This is a genomic window from Inquilinus sp. Marseille-Q2685, from assembly GCF_916619195.1.
Classification (GTDB): Bacteria; Pseudomonadota; Alphaproteobacteria; order DSM-16000; family Inquilinaceae; genus Inquilinus.
The window spans coordinates 1,762,243-1,776,838 of the sequence record NZ_CAKAKL010000002.1 but is presented as its reverse complement, the minus strand read 5'-3'; the positions used below and the strand labels follow the sequence as shown (position 1 = coordinate 1,776,838).

Genomic DNA, 14,596 nt, shown 5'->3' with positions numbered 1-14,596 from the left:
GGGCAGTGATGAAGGCGATGTTCGGCGGGCTCGCGCTCGCCCTGGTCCTGGCTGCCGGCGCTTCGGCCCAGGACACGCCGCGCGACGGCGGCACCATCACCGTGGCGCTGAACGCGGATATCCGCAGCAGCGACCCCGGCATCAACCGCGACGGCAACACCGACACAGTGATGCAGCATGTGGTCGAATCCCTGGTCGGCTACCGCGAGGACCTCACGGTCGGCCCGGCCCTGGCGGAGTCCTGGACGGTCACGGATGACGGCCGCACCTACGACTTCAGGATCCGCAAGGGGGTGCTGTTCCACAACGGCAAGCCGGTCACCTCGGCCGAGGTGAAATGGAGCTGGGACCGGCGCTGGGCGACCGACAGCTGGACCTGCCGGCCGCTCTTCGACGGCAGCGCCGGGCTGAAGGTCGAGGCGGTGGAGACGCCGGACCCCGAGACGATCCGCTTCCGCCTGGCCGAACCGAACGCCCTGTTCCTGGCGCAGCTGGCCAACATCCAGTGCTTCGCCACCGGCACGATCAGCCCCGACAGCCTCAACCCGGACGGCAGCTGGAACGCGCCGGTCGCCACCGGCCCGTACAGGCTGGCCTCCTGGAAGCGCGGCGAGGCGGTGGTGCTGCAGCGCTTCGCCGGCTACAAGCCGCTGTCCGAACCCGGCAGCGGCTATGCCGGCGCCCGCATCGCCCATGCCGACACCATCCGCTTCCAGATCGTGCCCGACCCGGCGACGGCGGAGGCGGCGCTGGCCACCGGCGGGGTCGACCTCATCTCCAGCCTGGCGCCGGGGCAGATCGACCAGGTCAAGGCTAATGGCGGCACGGTCGAGACCGCCCAGGGCCTCGGCTGGTCGGTGGTCCTGGTCCAGACGGCCGATCCCCTGCTGTCCGACCTGCGCATCCGCCGGGCGATCGCCCATGCGCTCGACCTGAAGCAGATCGCCCAGGCGCGGACCTACGGCCTGACCGAGGCCAACCCGTCGGCCGTGGCCCGCAGCAGCACCTTCTTCGACGAAAGCTTCCTCGACTGGCCGGCCTACGACCCGGCCAAGGCGCAGGCGCTGCTGCAGGAGGCCGGCTACAAGGGCCAGCCGATCACCATCCAGACCAACAAGCGCTACGACGGCATGTACGACAACGCCGTGATGATCCAGGCGATGCTGGCCGCGGCCGGGATCGACGCGCGGCTGGAGGTGCTGGACTGGGCGACGCAGCTCGACAACTACATCGCCGGCAAGTTCCAGCTGCAGTCCTTCGCCTTCTCGGCCCGGCTCGACCCGTCGCTGCTGTACGGCATCCTGATCGGCAGCAAGGCCGAGGACCCGGGCAACCAGTGGGACGACCCGAAGGCGGCGGAGCTGCTGGCCCGGTCGATCCGCACCGAGGATCCGGCGAAGCGCAAGCAGGCGCTGACGCAGCTGCACGCGCTGATGGCGCAGCAGCTGCCGATCATCGGCCTCTACTACGACCCGGCGGTCGACGCGGTGGGGCCGAAGCTGAAGGGCTACAAGCCCTGGGCCGCCGACAAGCCGCGGCTCTGGGGCGCCTGGAAGGCGGAGTGAGGGAGCCGATCGCCTTCTTCGGATCTCCCCCTCCCCTTGCGGGCTACGGCATTCACACGTCGATCGGTGACACCGACGGCGGGCATATGAGCAGATTGCCTCTCCCGCTTGCGGGAGAGGTCGGACATCCGAAGGATGTCCGGGTGAGGGGATGGCGGCCTTGCCGGAAGCACAGCTTTGCGGCGAGCGAGCGCATGATCCGCTCTTGTCCTGAAACGCTGGCCCTGGTGTCGCGGCCGGACCGCCCTCACCCGGTCTCGCTGCACGAGCCCGACCTCTCCCGCAAGCGGGAGAGGCAGAAGGATGGTGCTCCGAGATCTGTGAATCCGATAGTCCCGCAAGGGGAGGGGGAGAGCGGATTTCCAGGCTTCAGTCTCTCGGTCGTCCTACTCCTCCCTGTACCCGAATGTCTGGGCGTTGCCGGTGGCGCCGTAATAGCGGTAGGGCAGGAACTTGCCGGACATGGTCAGCTTCACCCGGTCGCCGTTGGGGTCGGGCTGGCGCTCCATCTGGAAGTCGAAATCGATCGCCGACATGATGCCGTCGCCGAACTCCTCCTGGATCAGCTCCTTCCAGGTGGTGCCGTAGACCATCACCAGCTCGTAGAAGCGGTAGATCAGCGGGTCGGTCGGCGGCGCCTGGAACGAGCCGCGATAGGGCGGCTCGTTCAGCATGCGCTGCTCCGCCGGGGTCAGGCCGAACAGGATCGCGGCTTCCGCTGCCTGCGGCTTGGTCAGCTTCATCTGCCCCAGCAGCGCGGCGGTGACCAGCACCGGCGAATGGCCGCCGATGGTCTCGGCGATCTCGCGCCAGGTCCAGCCCTTCTCCCGCTTGATGTCCAGGATCTTCTCGGTCAGCTCCTCGCGCTTCATGGGGCGTCCTCTCCGATCGGTGATTGCGAACCGATCGCAGGATCATGCAACGGCCGTGCCAGCGCGGGATCAGAAGGCGCGGCTGCCCTCCAGCATGCCGTGCACGCTGTAGGTCATGATCGCCAGCAGCGCGGTCAGGCCGAGATACAGCACGCCGTATTCGATCCGGGCGTCCAGCGGCGCGTTGTAGTAGGCCTGGGCCTCCGGGCTGTTGGGGTCGTGGCGCCAGGCCTTCAGCACCTGCGGCGCCGCGAACAGCGCCACCAGCAGCAGCACCGGGCTGGGCCGGTACAGCAGCAGGCCCAGCATGATCGGCGCGCCCAGCAGCCAGACCCGCGGCGACAGGATCGCCGTGATCCGGCCGCCGTCCAGCGGCGAGACGGGCAGGAGGTTGATCAGGTTCAGGAAGAAGCCGGAATAGGCCACGGCGAGCAGCAGCCGGCTGTCCACCTCCCGCGCCCAGAAATAGGCGGCGAAGGCGCCGAGGGTGCCGAGGAACGGGCCGGCGAAGGCGACATAGGCCTCGGTCTCGACATTCATCGGCTGCTGCTTCAGCTGGATCCAGGCGCCGACGAAGGGGATGAAGGTCGGCGCCCCCACATTCAGCCCGCGCCGCTTCGCCGCGATGTAGTGCCCCATCTCGTGCACCAGCAGCATCAGCACGAAGCCGGCGGCATAGCCCCAGCCGAAGACGAAGGCATAGGTGACCAGCGACAGCAGCATCGTGCCGCCGGTCACCGCCAGCGGACCGAACTTCAGGCCGCCGACCAGCAGGAGAAGCGCCTTGATCATGACCGGTGCCGGGCTCCTCTCAGGCGACGCCGCCGTCGCGCGGTTTGCGCCGGAACAGCTTGGCCAGGGCGACGCCGAGAACGCCGAACCCGATGACGAAGACCTTGGCGAATTTCAGCACGAAGGCGCCGATGATGGCGATCAGCCCCAGCTTCTTCGCCGCGACGCCGGCCACCAGTGCCGCCAGCCCGTATTCGGCGACCCGGTCGGTGCTCTCGTTGAAGTCCGCGTAGCGCTTGCCGGGGTTGTAGCTGATCGCGCCGAGCAGCTCGCGGGCGTATTTCTTGTCGCCCTCGATCGTCGCCGTCGACGTCACCAGGTTCAGGCCGAAATAGCCCTCGCGTCCCAGCGCATAGGTCTTGTAGTTGGCCGTGCCCTGGTCCTGCGGGTTGTCCTTCTCGACCACCTTGGCGGACCAGACCAGGCGATGGGTCGCGGCATCGTATTGCGGCACCTCGATCCAGCCGGTCACGGCCAGGGGCGGAAAGCCGCGGGCGATCCGGTCCTGGTTCTCGGCCTCGGTGCCGTCCTTCAGGCTGGCCAGCAGCTCGTCGGCATTCCAGTCCTTGGCGTCGTCGTCGCGGATATAGCCTTCCTGGGTGTAGTCGATCGACGCCGACCAGTTCTCGTCGCTGAGCGGAAACACCAGGCCGATCAGCGTCGGGCTGGCGCCGTTGCCCCAGGCGCGCAGCAGGCGGGCCGATTCCTGCTTCGGCACGAAGGCATAGCCTTCGGGCAGGGCCAGCGTGCCCTGGTCGATCAGCGGAATCTCGGCAGGCCCCTGCTGGACCACCTTCCTGGCCGCATCCCACGCGGCATCCTGCTCCGCCTGGATCGCGGCCGCCTGGTCGGCAGGTGTGGTCGCGGGCGGCGTCTGCGCGGCGGCGGTGCCGGCCAGGGCCAGCGTCAGCGCGATCGCGAGCACGCGATGCGACAGGCCAAACCTCATGATGATGTTCCCCTCCGGTGTCCCACGGCCCCCCGGCGCATGGGACGATCATCATAAGCGCGCAAGATGGCGGCAATTTGAAGCGAATTCTTCCTCAGTCCTCGCCCGGGCTGCCGCGCATCCGCTTCACCGCTGACCGCTTGCTCTTGGCGTCGAGCCGCCGGATCTTGCTGCCCAGCGTCGCCCGGGTCGGCCGGCGCTTCTTGGGGGCGACGGCGGCGCGCTGGAACAGCTCGACCAGCCGGGCCAGCGCCTCGGCCCGGTTGCGCTCCTGGCTGCGATGCTCGCGGGCGGTGATGACCAGCACGCCGTCCTTGGTCAGGCGCTGACCGGCCAGCGCCTCCAGCCGGGCCCGCATGTCGTCCGGCAGCCCGGCGCGGTCGACCGGATAGCGCAGCTGCACCGCGGTCGCGACCTTGTTCACGTTCTGCCCGCCGGGGCCGGAGGCGAGGATGAAGCTCTCCTCGATGTCGCGCTCGTCCAGCGCGATGCGGGCGGTGATGCGGATCATGGCCGGGACCCTCGCACGGCCGGGCGTGCTTGTCATGCCCCCGCCGCTGTGCCATGCCGGACCCCGGGAGGACTCCGGTACGATGACCATCAGGCTGAGGCATATCGAGGCGCTGCAGGCGGTGCAGAAGGCCGGGTCGATCACCGGCGCGGCCGAGCTGCTGAACGTCTCGCAGCCCGCTGTCAGCAAGCTCTTGCGCCATGCCGAGGACCAGCTGGGCCTGCGCCTGTTCGAGCGGGTGAAGGGCAAGCTGGTGCCGACCCGCGAGGCCAAGCTGCTCGAGGTCGAGATCGACCGCACCTTCGCCGGGCTGGAGCGGATCTCCAGCATCGCCGCCAACCTCCGGCGCGGCCGCGAGGGCCATGTCCGCATCGCCTGCCTGCCCAGCCTCGGCTTCGGCTTCATGACCGAGCAGATGGCCTCGTTCCACCGCCGCCACCCGGGCGTCAGCTTCGACCTGCGCACCCACCACACCCGCGAGATCCTGGATCTCGTCGCCACCAACAGCCTCGACCTCGCCATCGCCTATGAGCCGGTGCTGCCGCCGGGCATGCGCAAGATCGCGATCGGCACCTCGCGGCTGGTGCACCTCTCGACCGCGCCGCTCCGGCCCGGCGAGGCGGCGGAGATCACGCTCGACCGGATCGACGTGGAGACGCTGATCGGCGTCGACCCCGACACCTCGATCGGCGCCACCCTGTCCGACGCCTTCGACCGCGCCGGCATCCGCTACGCCCCGAAGAACCTGATCCAGACCTACTATCTGGCGCTGCCGCTGGTGCGCTACGGCGCCGGCTCGGCCATCGTCGACGAGCACACGGCCCAGGCCTGGGCGGTGCCGGACGTCACCGCCCGCGCCATCGTGCCGGAGATCACCCTGCCGATCACGGCGCTGCACCACGAGAACTACCCGCTGTCGCAGGCGGCGCATCTGTTCCTCGACCACCTGACCGGCAAGCCGACCCAGCGCACCCGCAGCGCCAGGCGATAACGGCCGATGCGGATCCCATAACCGGCCGGAATTTGACAGGGACGAGCAGGGCCGGGCATCACGGAGGAACCCGTTCCGCTTCCTGCAGGACCATCATGCCCAGCGCGAAACCCGTCATCGGAGTGACCCTGGATGCCGAGGAGGCGGGCGGCTATTCCTCCTCGCCCTGGTACGCGCTGCGGCAGAACTACTGCGGATCGCTGGCGGAATACGGCGCCGTGCCGCTGGCGCTGCCGCATCTGGTCGACGCCGTCGACCGCTATCTCGGCCTGTGCGACGGCGTCGTCGTCACCGGCGGCGGCTTCGACGTCGACCCCTCGCTCTACGGCGCCGGCTCGGTGCACGAGACGGTGAAGACCAAGCCGGTGCGCACGCAGTTCGAATGGGCGCTGGTGCAGGGCGCGGTGGCGCAGAACAAGCCGGTGCTCGGCATCTGCGGCGGCGAACAGCTGCTGGCGGTGGTGCTGGGCGGCACGCTGGTGCAGCACATCCCGGCCGAGATCGACAACGCGCTCGACCACAGCCCGGAGCGCAAGATCCACGATCCTGCGGGCTGGAAGGCGGCGCATGAGGTCGAGGTCGCGCCCGGCACGCTTCTGGCCCGCATCACCGGCGCGGCGCGCTTCGGCGTCAACAGCTCGCACCACCAGGCGGTGAAGGCGGCGGGGCCGGCCCTCGTCGTCTCCGGCGTCGCCCCCGACGGGGTGGTCGAGGCGGTGGAGCATCCGGGGCAGCGCTTCTGCCTCGGCGTGCAATGGCACCCGGAGTACCTGCGCAGCGAGGCCGACCGCGCCGTGCTCGCCGCCTTCGTCGCCGCCTGCGCCGGCTGATGGACGCGCCCGCCATAGGACCGCAGCTGGTCCGCGACCTGCTCGACGCGTTCGAGGGCGAGGTCGGCCCCGAGGATTTCGGCCTGAGCGTCCGGCTCTATCCCGGCCGGCTGCGCGACGGCGCCGCCGACCGCTACTCGGACGGGCCGGTCTTCGGTCATCGCGACGAGGTCGCGGTGTACCCGGCCAGCACCTGCAAGAGCTTCTACCTGGTTGCCTTCCAGCACTGGGTCGAGGCGGGGCTGCTGCAGCCGGACGAGGAGGATCTGCGGGCGCTGTCGGCGATGATCCGCCAGTCCAGCAACGACGCCACCACCTACCTGTTCGGCCGCATGACCGGCACCACGCCGGGGGGACCGCTGCCGGAGGCGGAGATGGCGGCGTGGTGGGACAGGCGCCAGGCGATCCAGCGCTGGTTCGAAAGCTGGGGCTGGCCGGAGTTCGATCGCCTCCGGCTGTGGCACAGCACCTACGAGGATTCGCCCTATGGCCGCGAGAAGGCGGCTCGGGCCCATGGCGGCAATCTGATCGCCCCGCGCGCGGCGGCGGCGCTGCTGCACGGCATCGTCGCCGGGCAGCTGGTCTCGCCCGCCGCCTGCGGCCGGATGATGGAGCTGCTCGACCGCGAGCCGGAGCGCGACCCGGACCGGCTGCCGCCCGGCTATGAGGACCAGGTGCGCGGCTTTCTCGGCGAAGCCCTGCCGCGCGACGTCCGGCTGTGGTCGAAGGCCGGCTGGACCGGGGAGACCCGGCACGACATGGCCTATTGGGAGGCTCCGTCCGGCCGCAGCCTCGTCGCCGCGGTCACCACGGTCGGCCGGCACATGGCCCGGAACCGGCGCTTCCTGCCGGCGGTCGGCGCCCGCCTGCACATGCTGCTCGAAGCCTGAGGATCCGGATGCCGCCCGTCTGGCACGATGACGACCGGTCGCCGAACTACGCCCATCTCGGGGCGCCCTTCGCCGACACCCTCTTCACGGCGGGGGCCGGAGCCTTCGAGACGCTGTGCCGCCTGTCCCCCTTCCCGCCCCGCGGCACGAAGATCCTGTTCGGGCTGCGCGGCTGCGCCCCGGCCGAGCCGGACTCCGCCGGCAGATGGTCCGAGGCGCTGCGACTGCGCGAGGCCCGCCCGGATCATCACGTGCCGCGCTGCGTCCTCGGGGTCTGGGACCGGCCGGCGGGGCGGCTGGCCGCCTGGCCCGGCTCGACCGTCCCGAACGCGCACTACATGCAACGGCAGGCCGAGGCGCCGGACCGGCGCATCGCCAACATGCTGGCGCCCGGGCTGCACCCCTATGTCGTCGGCCCGCATGTGCCCGCCGGCCGCCCGGCGGAGGAGGGGGCGTTCCAGCTCGACCGCACCGTCGAGGTGCCGGTGTGGCGCTCGCTCGACGCCGCTGGCTACGACCTGACCGGCCGTTTCGACATCTGCGCGCCGGAGGACAACATCCACGCCGCCGGCTGGCCGGGCGACGGCATCGAGTTCTCCTCGGCCGGCTGCCAGACCCTGCCGGGCCGGCACCTGCCGCCGGCCGACCCGACCGGCGCCTACGCCGCCTTCCGCGTGGCGGCGGGGCTCGCTGCCGGCCCGGACCCGGCCGAGACCGGCCTGGCCTTCGACGACCTGCTGGTCACGGGCCGGCACCTGCGCTTGGTGGCGGAGCGTGGCGCGAATTCCGCTCTGGCGCGGCTGATGCCGGGGTCGAGCGGCCACGAAGTGCGGCTGCTGCAGGACGCCTTCATCGGCCTCGGGCTGATCCCGGACTGGGGCTTCACCGCCGGCGTGTTCAACGGCTTCACCGCCAAGGCGGTCTACGACTGGCAGGCCGCCTCCGGCCGGGTCGCGGACGGCGTGCTGCGGCCGCGGGAGGCGGAGGCGCTGGGCTTCCCGCTGGGCTGAGCCGGGACAGGGGTTCCCATGGCGGCAGCGGCATCTAGCTTCATCGGAAACCGAGGGGCTTCGCGATGAAGGCGCTGCAGTTCCTGGCCGTGGTGCTGACCGCCCTGGCGCTGATCCCGGGCGGCGCGCATCTGCTGGCCATGCCGAACAAGCTGGGCTTCGACGAAACCGCCTATTTCACGGTCCAGGGGATCTATCGCGGCTGGGCTCTGCTCGGCATCCTGCTGGTCGCGGCAATCGCGGCCGACCTTGCTCTGGCGGTCGGATCGCGGCGGCAGCCGGTGCCGTTCCGGCTGGCCCTGGCCGGCGCCCTGTGCCTCGCCGCCACCCTCGCGGTGTTCTTCCTGTGGACCCACCCCGCCAACCAGGCCACGGCGAACTGGACCGCCGTGCCGGACGACTGGGCGGCGCTGCGGCTGCAATGGGAATACTCCCACGCCGCCAACGCGATATTGACGTTCATAGCCCTGTGTCTGGTCACGCTCTCGGCCCTGCGCTGGCGGCCTCCACGATCGCAGTAGTATTATCGGCTGGGTATGTTCATGCTATGTTCCATGGACGCGACGCAGACCGATCGGACATCGGAGGCCGCGCCCGCTCCTCAGGAGGAGCGGGCGGCCCGACATCTGCGCATGCTCGCCCGGGCGGCGGACGTCCATATGGAGATCATCGAGGCCACCCGCACCGAAGCGGTGGAGGCGCCGCAACCCGGGGTCGACTATGGCCAGCGGATCGCCGTCGTCACCCGGTCGCTGCGGCTGACCCTGCTGCTGGAGGACAAGCTGTCGCGGCAGGCGGAGGAGAAGCGCAAGGCGGCGGCGCAGCGCGAGGCGGCGCAGGAGGACTGGCACGGGCTGCGGGTGCAGCTGGCGATGATGGCGGCGGCCTATGAGGTGTCCGGGGACGGCGAGGAGGCCGACCGCCGTGAAGCCGAGATGCATGAGCGGCTGGAGCGGCCGGAGGTGGTGGAGCTGATCGAGGCCAGCCGGCCGGAGGTGGCGGTGGCGGCGCTGTGCCGGCGCTGGGGCTATCCGGTGCGGGTGGAGCAGTGGCTGGAGATGGCGGACGAGGCGATGGAGGAGCTCGGCTTCCTGCCGCCGCAGGACGGCGAGGACGATCCGCCTGCGGACCCGCCCAAGCCCCGCTCGGCCGCCCCTGCCCGCCGCAAGCCGCCGGATACCGGGTAGACGCGATCCCTCCAGCTGTCATTGCCGGGCTTGACCCGGCAATCCAGAAAATGTCGACGCATCTCTGGATGCCCGACCTCGGGCATATCAGCTGGGGAACGGGAACTGGTTCGCGTGCCGCGAACCCAACCCGCGAAATCGACACCGCCGCAGCCTTCCATTCTCCCCCTCCCCTTGCGGGAGGGGGCAGGGGGAGGGGTCTGCGCGCGTCCGCGCGCGAATGGGCAGGGCGCCGAACTCACCGTCCATGCCGGCTGCGGCAGTCTGGGCCGGCTCGATCCGAGAGAACCCCCTCCTGCAAGGGGAAGGGGAGGATCAAAGGCATAGGTCGAGTCGAATGGCTGAGCTCTGAAAAGGTCTCGCTTGCGGGAGAGGTCGGGCGGTCCCGCTCTACGGCCCGGCCTTCAGCACCAGCGGCGACAGGTCGGTGACCTTGTCCTTCAGCGCCGCGGCCAGCTCGGCCGGGCAGGCGGTGCCGACGCCGGACAGGCTGCACAGGCGCAGGTCGTCGATGTCGGCGCCGCCTTCGGCGATCTGGGAAGACGACAGCGGCAGATGCGCCTTGTCGTAGCCGGCCAGCGGCCAGATCCGGCGCGCGACGTAGATCGCCTCGCGGCCGACGGCGATGTGCAGCAGCTGCATCTCGCCTTGGCCGTCGGCCTTGCGCCTGGTGCAGCCCAGCGCGGTGCGGACGGTGCCGGCCGGGTCGTTCCGGACCTGGCCCTGGACCACGTCGTCGCAATCCTGTTTCAGGGCGTCGGCGCTCTCGCGGATGAAGTCGGCCGGGTCGCTGCCGCCCAGGCCGCCGATGCGGGTCACGGTGATGCTGCCCTCCGCGGCCCGGGCCGGGTCGGCGCGGCGCCATTCGACCACGGTGGTGCTGCCCTCGGTGCCGGCGAAGCTGCGGGTCCAGCCGGCCGGCAGGGTCAGGGCCAGGATCTCGCCGTTGCCGCCGGGCAGGACCAGCGTGCTGCCCGTCTCCGCCGCGGCCGCGCCGGATACCCCCAGCGCGGCCAGCAGCGCCAGCGCCGCGCCTCGAACCATCATCTTCATCCTGCTGCCTTACTGTCCTGCCTCGGCGGCGGGGACGACGAAGCTGTCCATCACCCGCTTCTCGCCGGAATGGTCGAAGGCGATGGTCAGCTTGTCGCTGTCGACGCTCCTGACCTCGCCATAGCCGAACTTCTGGTGGAACACCCGGTCGCCGATGCTGAACGCCCGGGACGGGCGCGGCCGGGCCTGCACCTCATAGCCGCTGCCCTCGATCACCGTCGGGGCCCGGCGCATGAAGCCGGCCTGGGACGGCGCCGTCCACAGCCGGGTCGGCGCCGCCTCCGCCGCGAAGCGGCCATAGCCGCCGTCGCCGAAGCCGGTCTCCGACGTGACCTCGACATGGGCGTCCGGCAGCTCGCCGACGAAGCGCGAGGGCAATGCGGTCTGCCATTGCCCGTGGATGCGCCGGTTGGCGGCGGCGGAGACATAGGCCCGGCGCTTCGCCCGGGTCAGCCCGACATAGGCCAGCCGCCGCTCCTCCTCCAGCGCCGCGATGCCGCCGTCGTCCAGCGCGCGCTGGTTCGGGAACACCCCTTCCTCCCAGCCCGGCAGGAAGACATGGGCGAACTCCAGCCCCTTGGCCGCGTGCAGGGTCATCAGCGTCACCTGCTCGCCGGTCTGGCCGGCCTCGTTCTCCATCACCAGGCTGACATGCTCGAGGAACGCCTGGAGGGTCTCGAAATCCTCCATGGCGTTGATCAGCTCCTTCAGGTTGTCCAGCCGGCCCGGCGCCTCGGGCGACTTGTCGGCCTGCCACATGGCGGTGTAGCCGCTCTCGTCCAGCATGGTCTGGGCCACCTCGACATGCGGGGCCTGCTCCAGCATCCGGCGCCAGCGCTCGAAATCGCCCATCAGGGTCCGCAGGGCGCCGCGCGGCTTCGGCTTCAGCTCGTCGGTCTCGATCAGCCGCAGCGTCGCCTCGGTCAGCGCCACGCCCTGGGCGCGGGCGACCGTGTGCAGCAGCTGCACGGTGGCGTCGCCCAGGCCGCGCTTCGGCACGTTGACGATGCGCTCGAAGGCCAGGTCGTCGTCCGGCTGCGCCACCACCCGCAGATAGGCGATGGCGTCGCGAATCTCCTGCCGCTCGTAGAAGCGCGGGCCGCCGACCACGCGATAGGGCAGGCCGAGCGTCAGGAACCGCTCCTCGAACTCGCGCATCTGGAAGCCGGCGCGCACCAGCACCGCGATCTCGTTCAGCGGCACCTTCTGCCGCTGCAGCCGCTCGATCTCGTCGCCGACCCAGCGCGCCTCCTCCTCGCCGTCCCAGACGCTGCGGACGATGACGGACTCGCCGCCCTGCTCCTCGGTGAACAGGGTCTTGCCCAGCCGCCCCTGGTTGTGCGCGATCAGCCCGCCGGCGGCGCCCAGGATGTGGCTGGTGGAGCGGTAGTTCTGCTCCAGCCGGATCACGGCGGCGCCCGGGAAGTCCTGCTCGAAGCGCAGGATGTTGCCGATCTCGGCGCCGCGCCAGGAATAGATCGACTGGTCGTCGTCGCCGACGCAGCACAGGTTGCGGTGCTTCTGCGCCAGGAGGCGCAGCCACAGATACTGCGAGACGTTGGTGTCCTGGTACTCGTCGACCAGGATGTAGCGGAACCGGTCCTGGTAGTCGGCCAGGACGTCCGCATGCTCCTGGAAGATGGTCAGGTTGTGCAGCAGCAGGTCGCCGAAATCGCAGGCGTTCAGCGTCCGCAGCCGCTCCTGATAGGCGATGTACAGCTGCAGCATGCGGCCCTGCGCCACCTCGCCGGCATCGGCCGGCTTTAGCTTGGCCGGGGTCAGGCCGCGGTCCTTCCAGCGCTCGATCACGCCCAGCAGCACCCGGGCCGGCCAGCGCTTCGAATCGATGCCGTCCGCCTCGATCAGCTGCTTGATCAGCCGGATCTGGTCGTCGGTGTCCAGGATCGAGAAGTTGGAGCGCAGCCCCACCAGATCGGCATGGCGGCGCAGGATGCGGGCGGCCAGGGCGTGGAAGGTGCCCATCCACCAGCCCTCGGTCGGGGTGCCCAGCAGGTGGGACACGCGCTCGCGCATCTCGCGGGCGGCGCGGTTGGTGAAGGTGACGGTCAGCACCTGGCTCGGCCAAGCCTTGCGGGTCGACAGGATATGGGCCAGGCGGGTGGTCAGCACCCGGGTCTTGCCGGTGCCGGCCCCGGCCAGCACCAGCACCGGGCCGTCCAGCGTCTCGACCGCCTGGCGCTGCGCCGGGTTCAGGTTCTGCAGGTACGGCGGCTCGAAGCCGGCCGGCATGTTCCGGGAAAGTTCGACCATGCGTCTCCTATAGCATGACCGGGCTGCGTCGGAACCTTCGGCGTCCGGTTGACGCAGTCGCAGGCTCCGTTGAGGATCGCCGCGACCCTGCTTGAGAGCCTGCCATGACCGACCTCGTGATCCGCCCCGCCGAGCCCCGCGACGCCAGGGAGATCCTGGCGATGATCACCGAGCTGGCGGTGTTCGAGCGCGAGCCCGACGCGGTGCTGGCGACCGAGGCCGACCTGCTGCGCGACGGCTGGGGGCCGGATCCGAAGTTCGAGGCGCTGATGGCCGAGCGCGGCGGCCAGGTGCTGGGCTTCGCCCTGTTCTTCTCCAGCTACTCGACCTGGGAGGGGCGGGAGGGGATCTATCTCGAGGATCTCTATGTCCGCGACGCCGCCCGCGGCCTCGGCGTCGGCCGGGCGCTGGTGGCCCGGATCGCGCAGCTGGTGGTGGCGCGCGGCGGCAAGCGCCTCGACCTCTCGGTTCTGACCTGGAACCCGGCGCGGGAGGTCTACGAACGGCTGGGCTTCGAGCACAAGTCGGACTGGACCGGCTACAGGCTGAGCGGCGAGAAGCTGGCGGCGCTGGCGAAGGCGGGCTGACGGGCTACCGGTTCCGTTGCCGGAAGAACTCCAGGATGATGCAGAGGACGACCGGCACCAGGTTGAGCGCGACGATCGTCCCGGTCAGTCCGGTGTCGAGATAGAGGCCGAGCGACAGCGCGCCGCGGAACGGCTCCAGCCCGATGCCGTAGGAGGGCGTGATCGACATCGTCGAGACGTTGGCGACCAGCGTCACCGGCAGCCGCGCGATCATGTGGAAGTGGTAGGCCACTCCGGCGGTGTAGAGGATCGGGATCTGGCTGGCCTGGACCAGCAGGGACAGGGAAAAGCCGAGGCCGCGGCGCTTCCACAGCAGGGCGCCGGCGGCGATGCAGAGCAGCATCAGCAGCGCCGCGGCCAGCAGGACCAGCCACTGCGTCGCGGCGATGATCGCCGAGCCGTCGCGATAGATCCGCTCGCCGATCTCGGTCAGGCCTGCGATCCCGCCGACGATCTGGATCACCGCGATGACGCGGTCGAGGGGGAGGGCGAAGCCCCGGGGAGTGCGGTCGGTGCTGGTCATCGGTCGCTCTGTTCGCTCTTCGGCCGCCGCTATTCGCACAGCCCGATCGAGCCCTCGGCGCAGATCTTGGCGCCGTCGGTCCAGGTGGCGCCGGACAGGTCGGCGCCGCGGAACACGGTGCCGCGCAGCTCGGCCCCGGTCAGGTTGGCGCCGCGCAGCCTGGTACCGACGAACCGGGCGTTGCGCAGGTCGCTCTTGCTCAGGTCGGCGCCGGTCAGGTCGGCGTCGGTGAAGTCGGTGTTGGTCAGGCGCGCGGAATCCAGCTTGGCGCCCTGCAGGGTGGTGCGGATGAACTTGGCGCCATAGGCCTCGGCGCCGGTCAGGATCGCCCCGTCCATCGTCGCCCGGGTCAGGCTGACGTCGCGCAGCTGGGCACCGGTCAGGTCGACGCGGCTCAGGACCCGGCCGTCCTGCAGGCAGCGCCGCCAGTTCACCCCCGGCGCCGCGGCATCGGTGCAGCCGGCCCATGCCGTCGCGGCCGGGCCGAGCAACAGGGCGACGGAAAGGGTGAGGGCCCGGGCGACTCGGGAGCCGAAGGATGCGACCGACATGGCCGGACAGTCAC

The 14,596-nt window shown here is 70.5% G+C and carries 16 protein-coding genes; 8 read left to right on the top strand and 8 right to left on the bottom strand.

The features are described from left to right. The first annotated feature begins 8 nt into the window (after positions 1-8). Positions 9-1,565, top strand: coding sequence for an ABC transporter substrate-binding protein (locus tag LG391_RS17440; RefSeq protein WP_225769270.1), 1,557 nt, complete (start codon positions 9-11; stop codon positions 1,563-1,565). 386 nt (positions 1,566-1,951) lie between these two features. On the opposite strand, the gene cynS is transcribed toward LG391_RS17440, so the two are convergent. The 4 genes from cynS to arfB all read right to left on the bottom strand — a co-directional run bounded on the left by cynS (position 1,952) and on the right by arfB (position 4,689). Next, positions 1,952-2,437: a cyanase gene (gene cynS / locus LG391_RS17435; RefSeq protein ID WP_225769269.1), complete on the bottom strand. Its 486-nt coding sequence runs from the start codon at positions 2,435-2,437 to the stop codon at positions 1,952-1,954. A gap of 69 nt (positions 2,438-2,506) precedes the next feature. Then, positions 2,507-3,229, bottom strand: coding sequence for a site-2 protease family protein (locus tag LG391_RS17430; RefSeq protein WP_225769268.1), 723 nt, complete (start codon positions 3,227-3,229; stop codon positions 2,507-2,509). Between the two features lie 19 nt (positions 3,230-3,248). Next, the gene (locus LG391_RS17425) at positions 3,249-4,178 is read right to left on the bottom strand and encodes a DUF2167 domain-containing protein (RefSeq protein ID WP_225769267.1); all 930 of its coding nucleotides are present in this window, start codon (positions 4,176-4,178) and stop codon (positions 3,249-3,251) included. A 94-nt stretch (positions 4,179-4,272) separates the two neighbouring features. Beyond that, positions 4,273-4,689: an alternative ribosome rescue aminoacyl-tRNA hydrolase ArfB gene (arfB, locus tag LG391_RS17420; RefSeq protein ID WP_225769266.1), complete on the bottom strand. Its 417-nt coding sequence runs from the start codon at positions 4,687-4,689 to the stop codon at positions 4,273-4,275. Positions 4,690-4,771: 82 nt separating this feature from the next. Here arfB and LG391_RS17415 point away from each other — a divergent pair, with 82 nt between their 5' ends. The 6 genes from LG391_RS17415 to LG391_RS17390 all read left to right on the top strand — a co-directional run bounded on the left by LG391_RS17415 (position 4,772) and on the right by LG391_RS17390 (position 9,597). Next, positions 4,772-5,680 carry a LysR family transcriptional regulator gene (locus LG391_RS17415; protein ID WP_225769265.1) on the top strand — a complete coding sequence of 303 codons (909 nt, stop codon included), beginning with the start codon at positions 4,772-4,774 and terminating at the stop codon, positions 5,678-5,680. A gap of 95 nt (positions 5,681-5,775) precedes the next feature. After that, positions 5,776-6,510 carry a gamma-glutamyl-gamma-aminobutyrate hydrolase family protein gene (locus LG391_RS17410; protein ID WP_225769264.1) on the top strand — a complete coding sequence of 245 codons (735 nt, stop codon included), beginning with the start codon at positions 5,776-5,778 and terminating at the stop codon, positions 6,508-6,510. After that, positions 6,510-7,400, top strand: coding sequence for a serine hydrolase (locus tag LG391_RS17405; RefSeq protein WP_225769263.1), 891 nt, complete (start codon positions 6,510-6,512; stop codon positions 7,398-7,400). The genes LG391_RS17410 and LG391_RS17405 overlap by 1 nt, the downstream gene beginning before the upstream one ends. Positions 7,401-7,408: 8 nt before the next feature. Continuing rightward, positions 7,409-8,410, top strand: coding sequence for a peptidoglycan-binding protein (locus LG391_RS17400; RefSeq protein WP_225769262.1), 1,002 nt, complete (start codon positions 7,409-7,411; stop codon positions 8,408-8,410). A gap of 65 nt (positions 8,411-8,475) precedes the next feature. Then, positions 8,476-8,931: a hypothetical protein gene (locus tag LG391_RS17395; RefSeq protein ID WP_225769261.1), complete on the top strand. Its 456-nt coding sequence runs from the start codon at positions 8,476-8,478 to the stop codon at positions 8,929-8,931. 33 nt (positions 8,932-8,964) lie between these two features. Then, the gene (locus LG391_RS17390) at positions 8,965-9,597 is read left to right on the top strand and encodes a hypothetical protein (RefSeq protein ID WP_225769260.1); all 633 of its coding nucleotides are present in this window, start codon (positions 8,965-8,967) and stop codon (positions 9,595-9,597) included. 390 nt (positions 9,598-9,987) lie between these two features. On the opposite strand, the gene LG391_RS17385 is transcribed toward LG391_RS17390, so the two are convergent. Both LG391_RS17385 and LG391_RS17380 read right to left on the bottom strand, forming a co-directional pair. Continuing rightward, entirely contained in the window at positions 9,988-10,644 is a 657-nt protein-coding gene (locus LG391_RS17385) for a hypothetical protein (protein WP_225769259.1), read from the bottom strand. Positions 10,645-10,659: 15 nt separating this feature from the next. Next, on the bottom strand, positions 10,660-12,921 hold the full coding sequence (locus tag LG391_RS17380) for an ATP-dependent helicase (protein WP_225769258.1): 2,262 nt from the start codon (positions 12,919-12,921) through the stop codon (positions 10,660-10,662). A 104-nt stretch (positions 12,922-13,025) separates the two neighbouring features. On the opposite strand from LG391_RS17380, the gene LG391_RS17375 reads away from it, so the two are divergent. Further along, positions 13,026-13,508 carry a GNAT family N-acetyltransferase gene (locus LG391_RS17375; RefSeq protein WP_225769257.1) on the top strand — a complete coding sequence of 161 codons (483 nt, stop codon included), beginning with the start codon at positions 13,026-13,028 and terminating at the stop codon, positions 13,506-13,508. A 4-nt stretch (positions 13,509-13,512) separates the two neighbouring features. On the opposite strand, the gene LG391_RS17370 is transcribed toward LG391_RS17375, so the two are convergent. Then, positions 13,513-14,031, bottom strand: a complete 519-nt coding sequence (locus LG391_RS17370; protein WP_225769256.1) for a hypothetical protein — start codon at positions 14,029-14,031, stop codon at positions 13,513-13,515. Between the two features lie 29 nt (positions 14,032-14,060). After that, positions 14,061-14,582: a pentapeptide repeat-containing protein gene (locus tag LG391_RS17365; protein WP_225769255.1), complete on the bottom strand. Its 522-nt coding sequence runs from the start codon at positions 14,580-14,582 to the stop codon at positions 14,061-14,063. Positions 14,583-14,596: the final 14 nt, after the last annotated feature.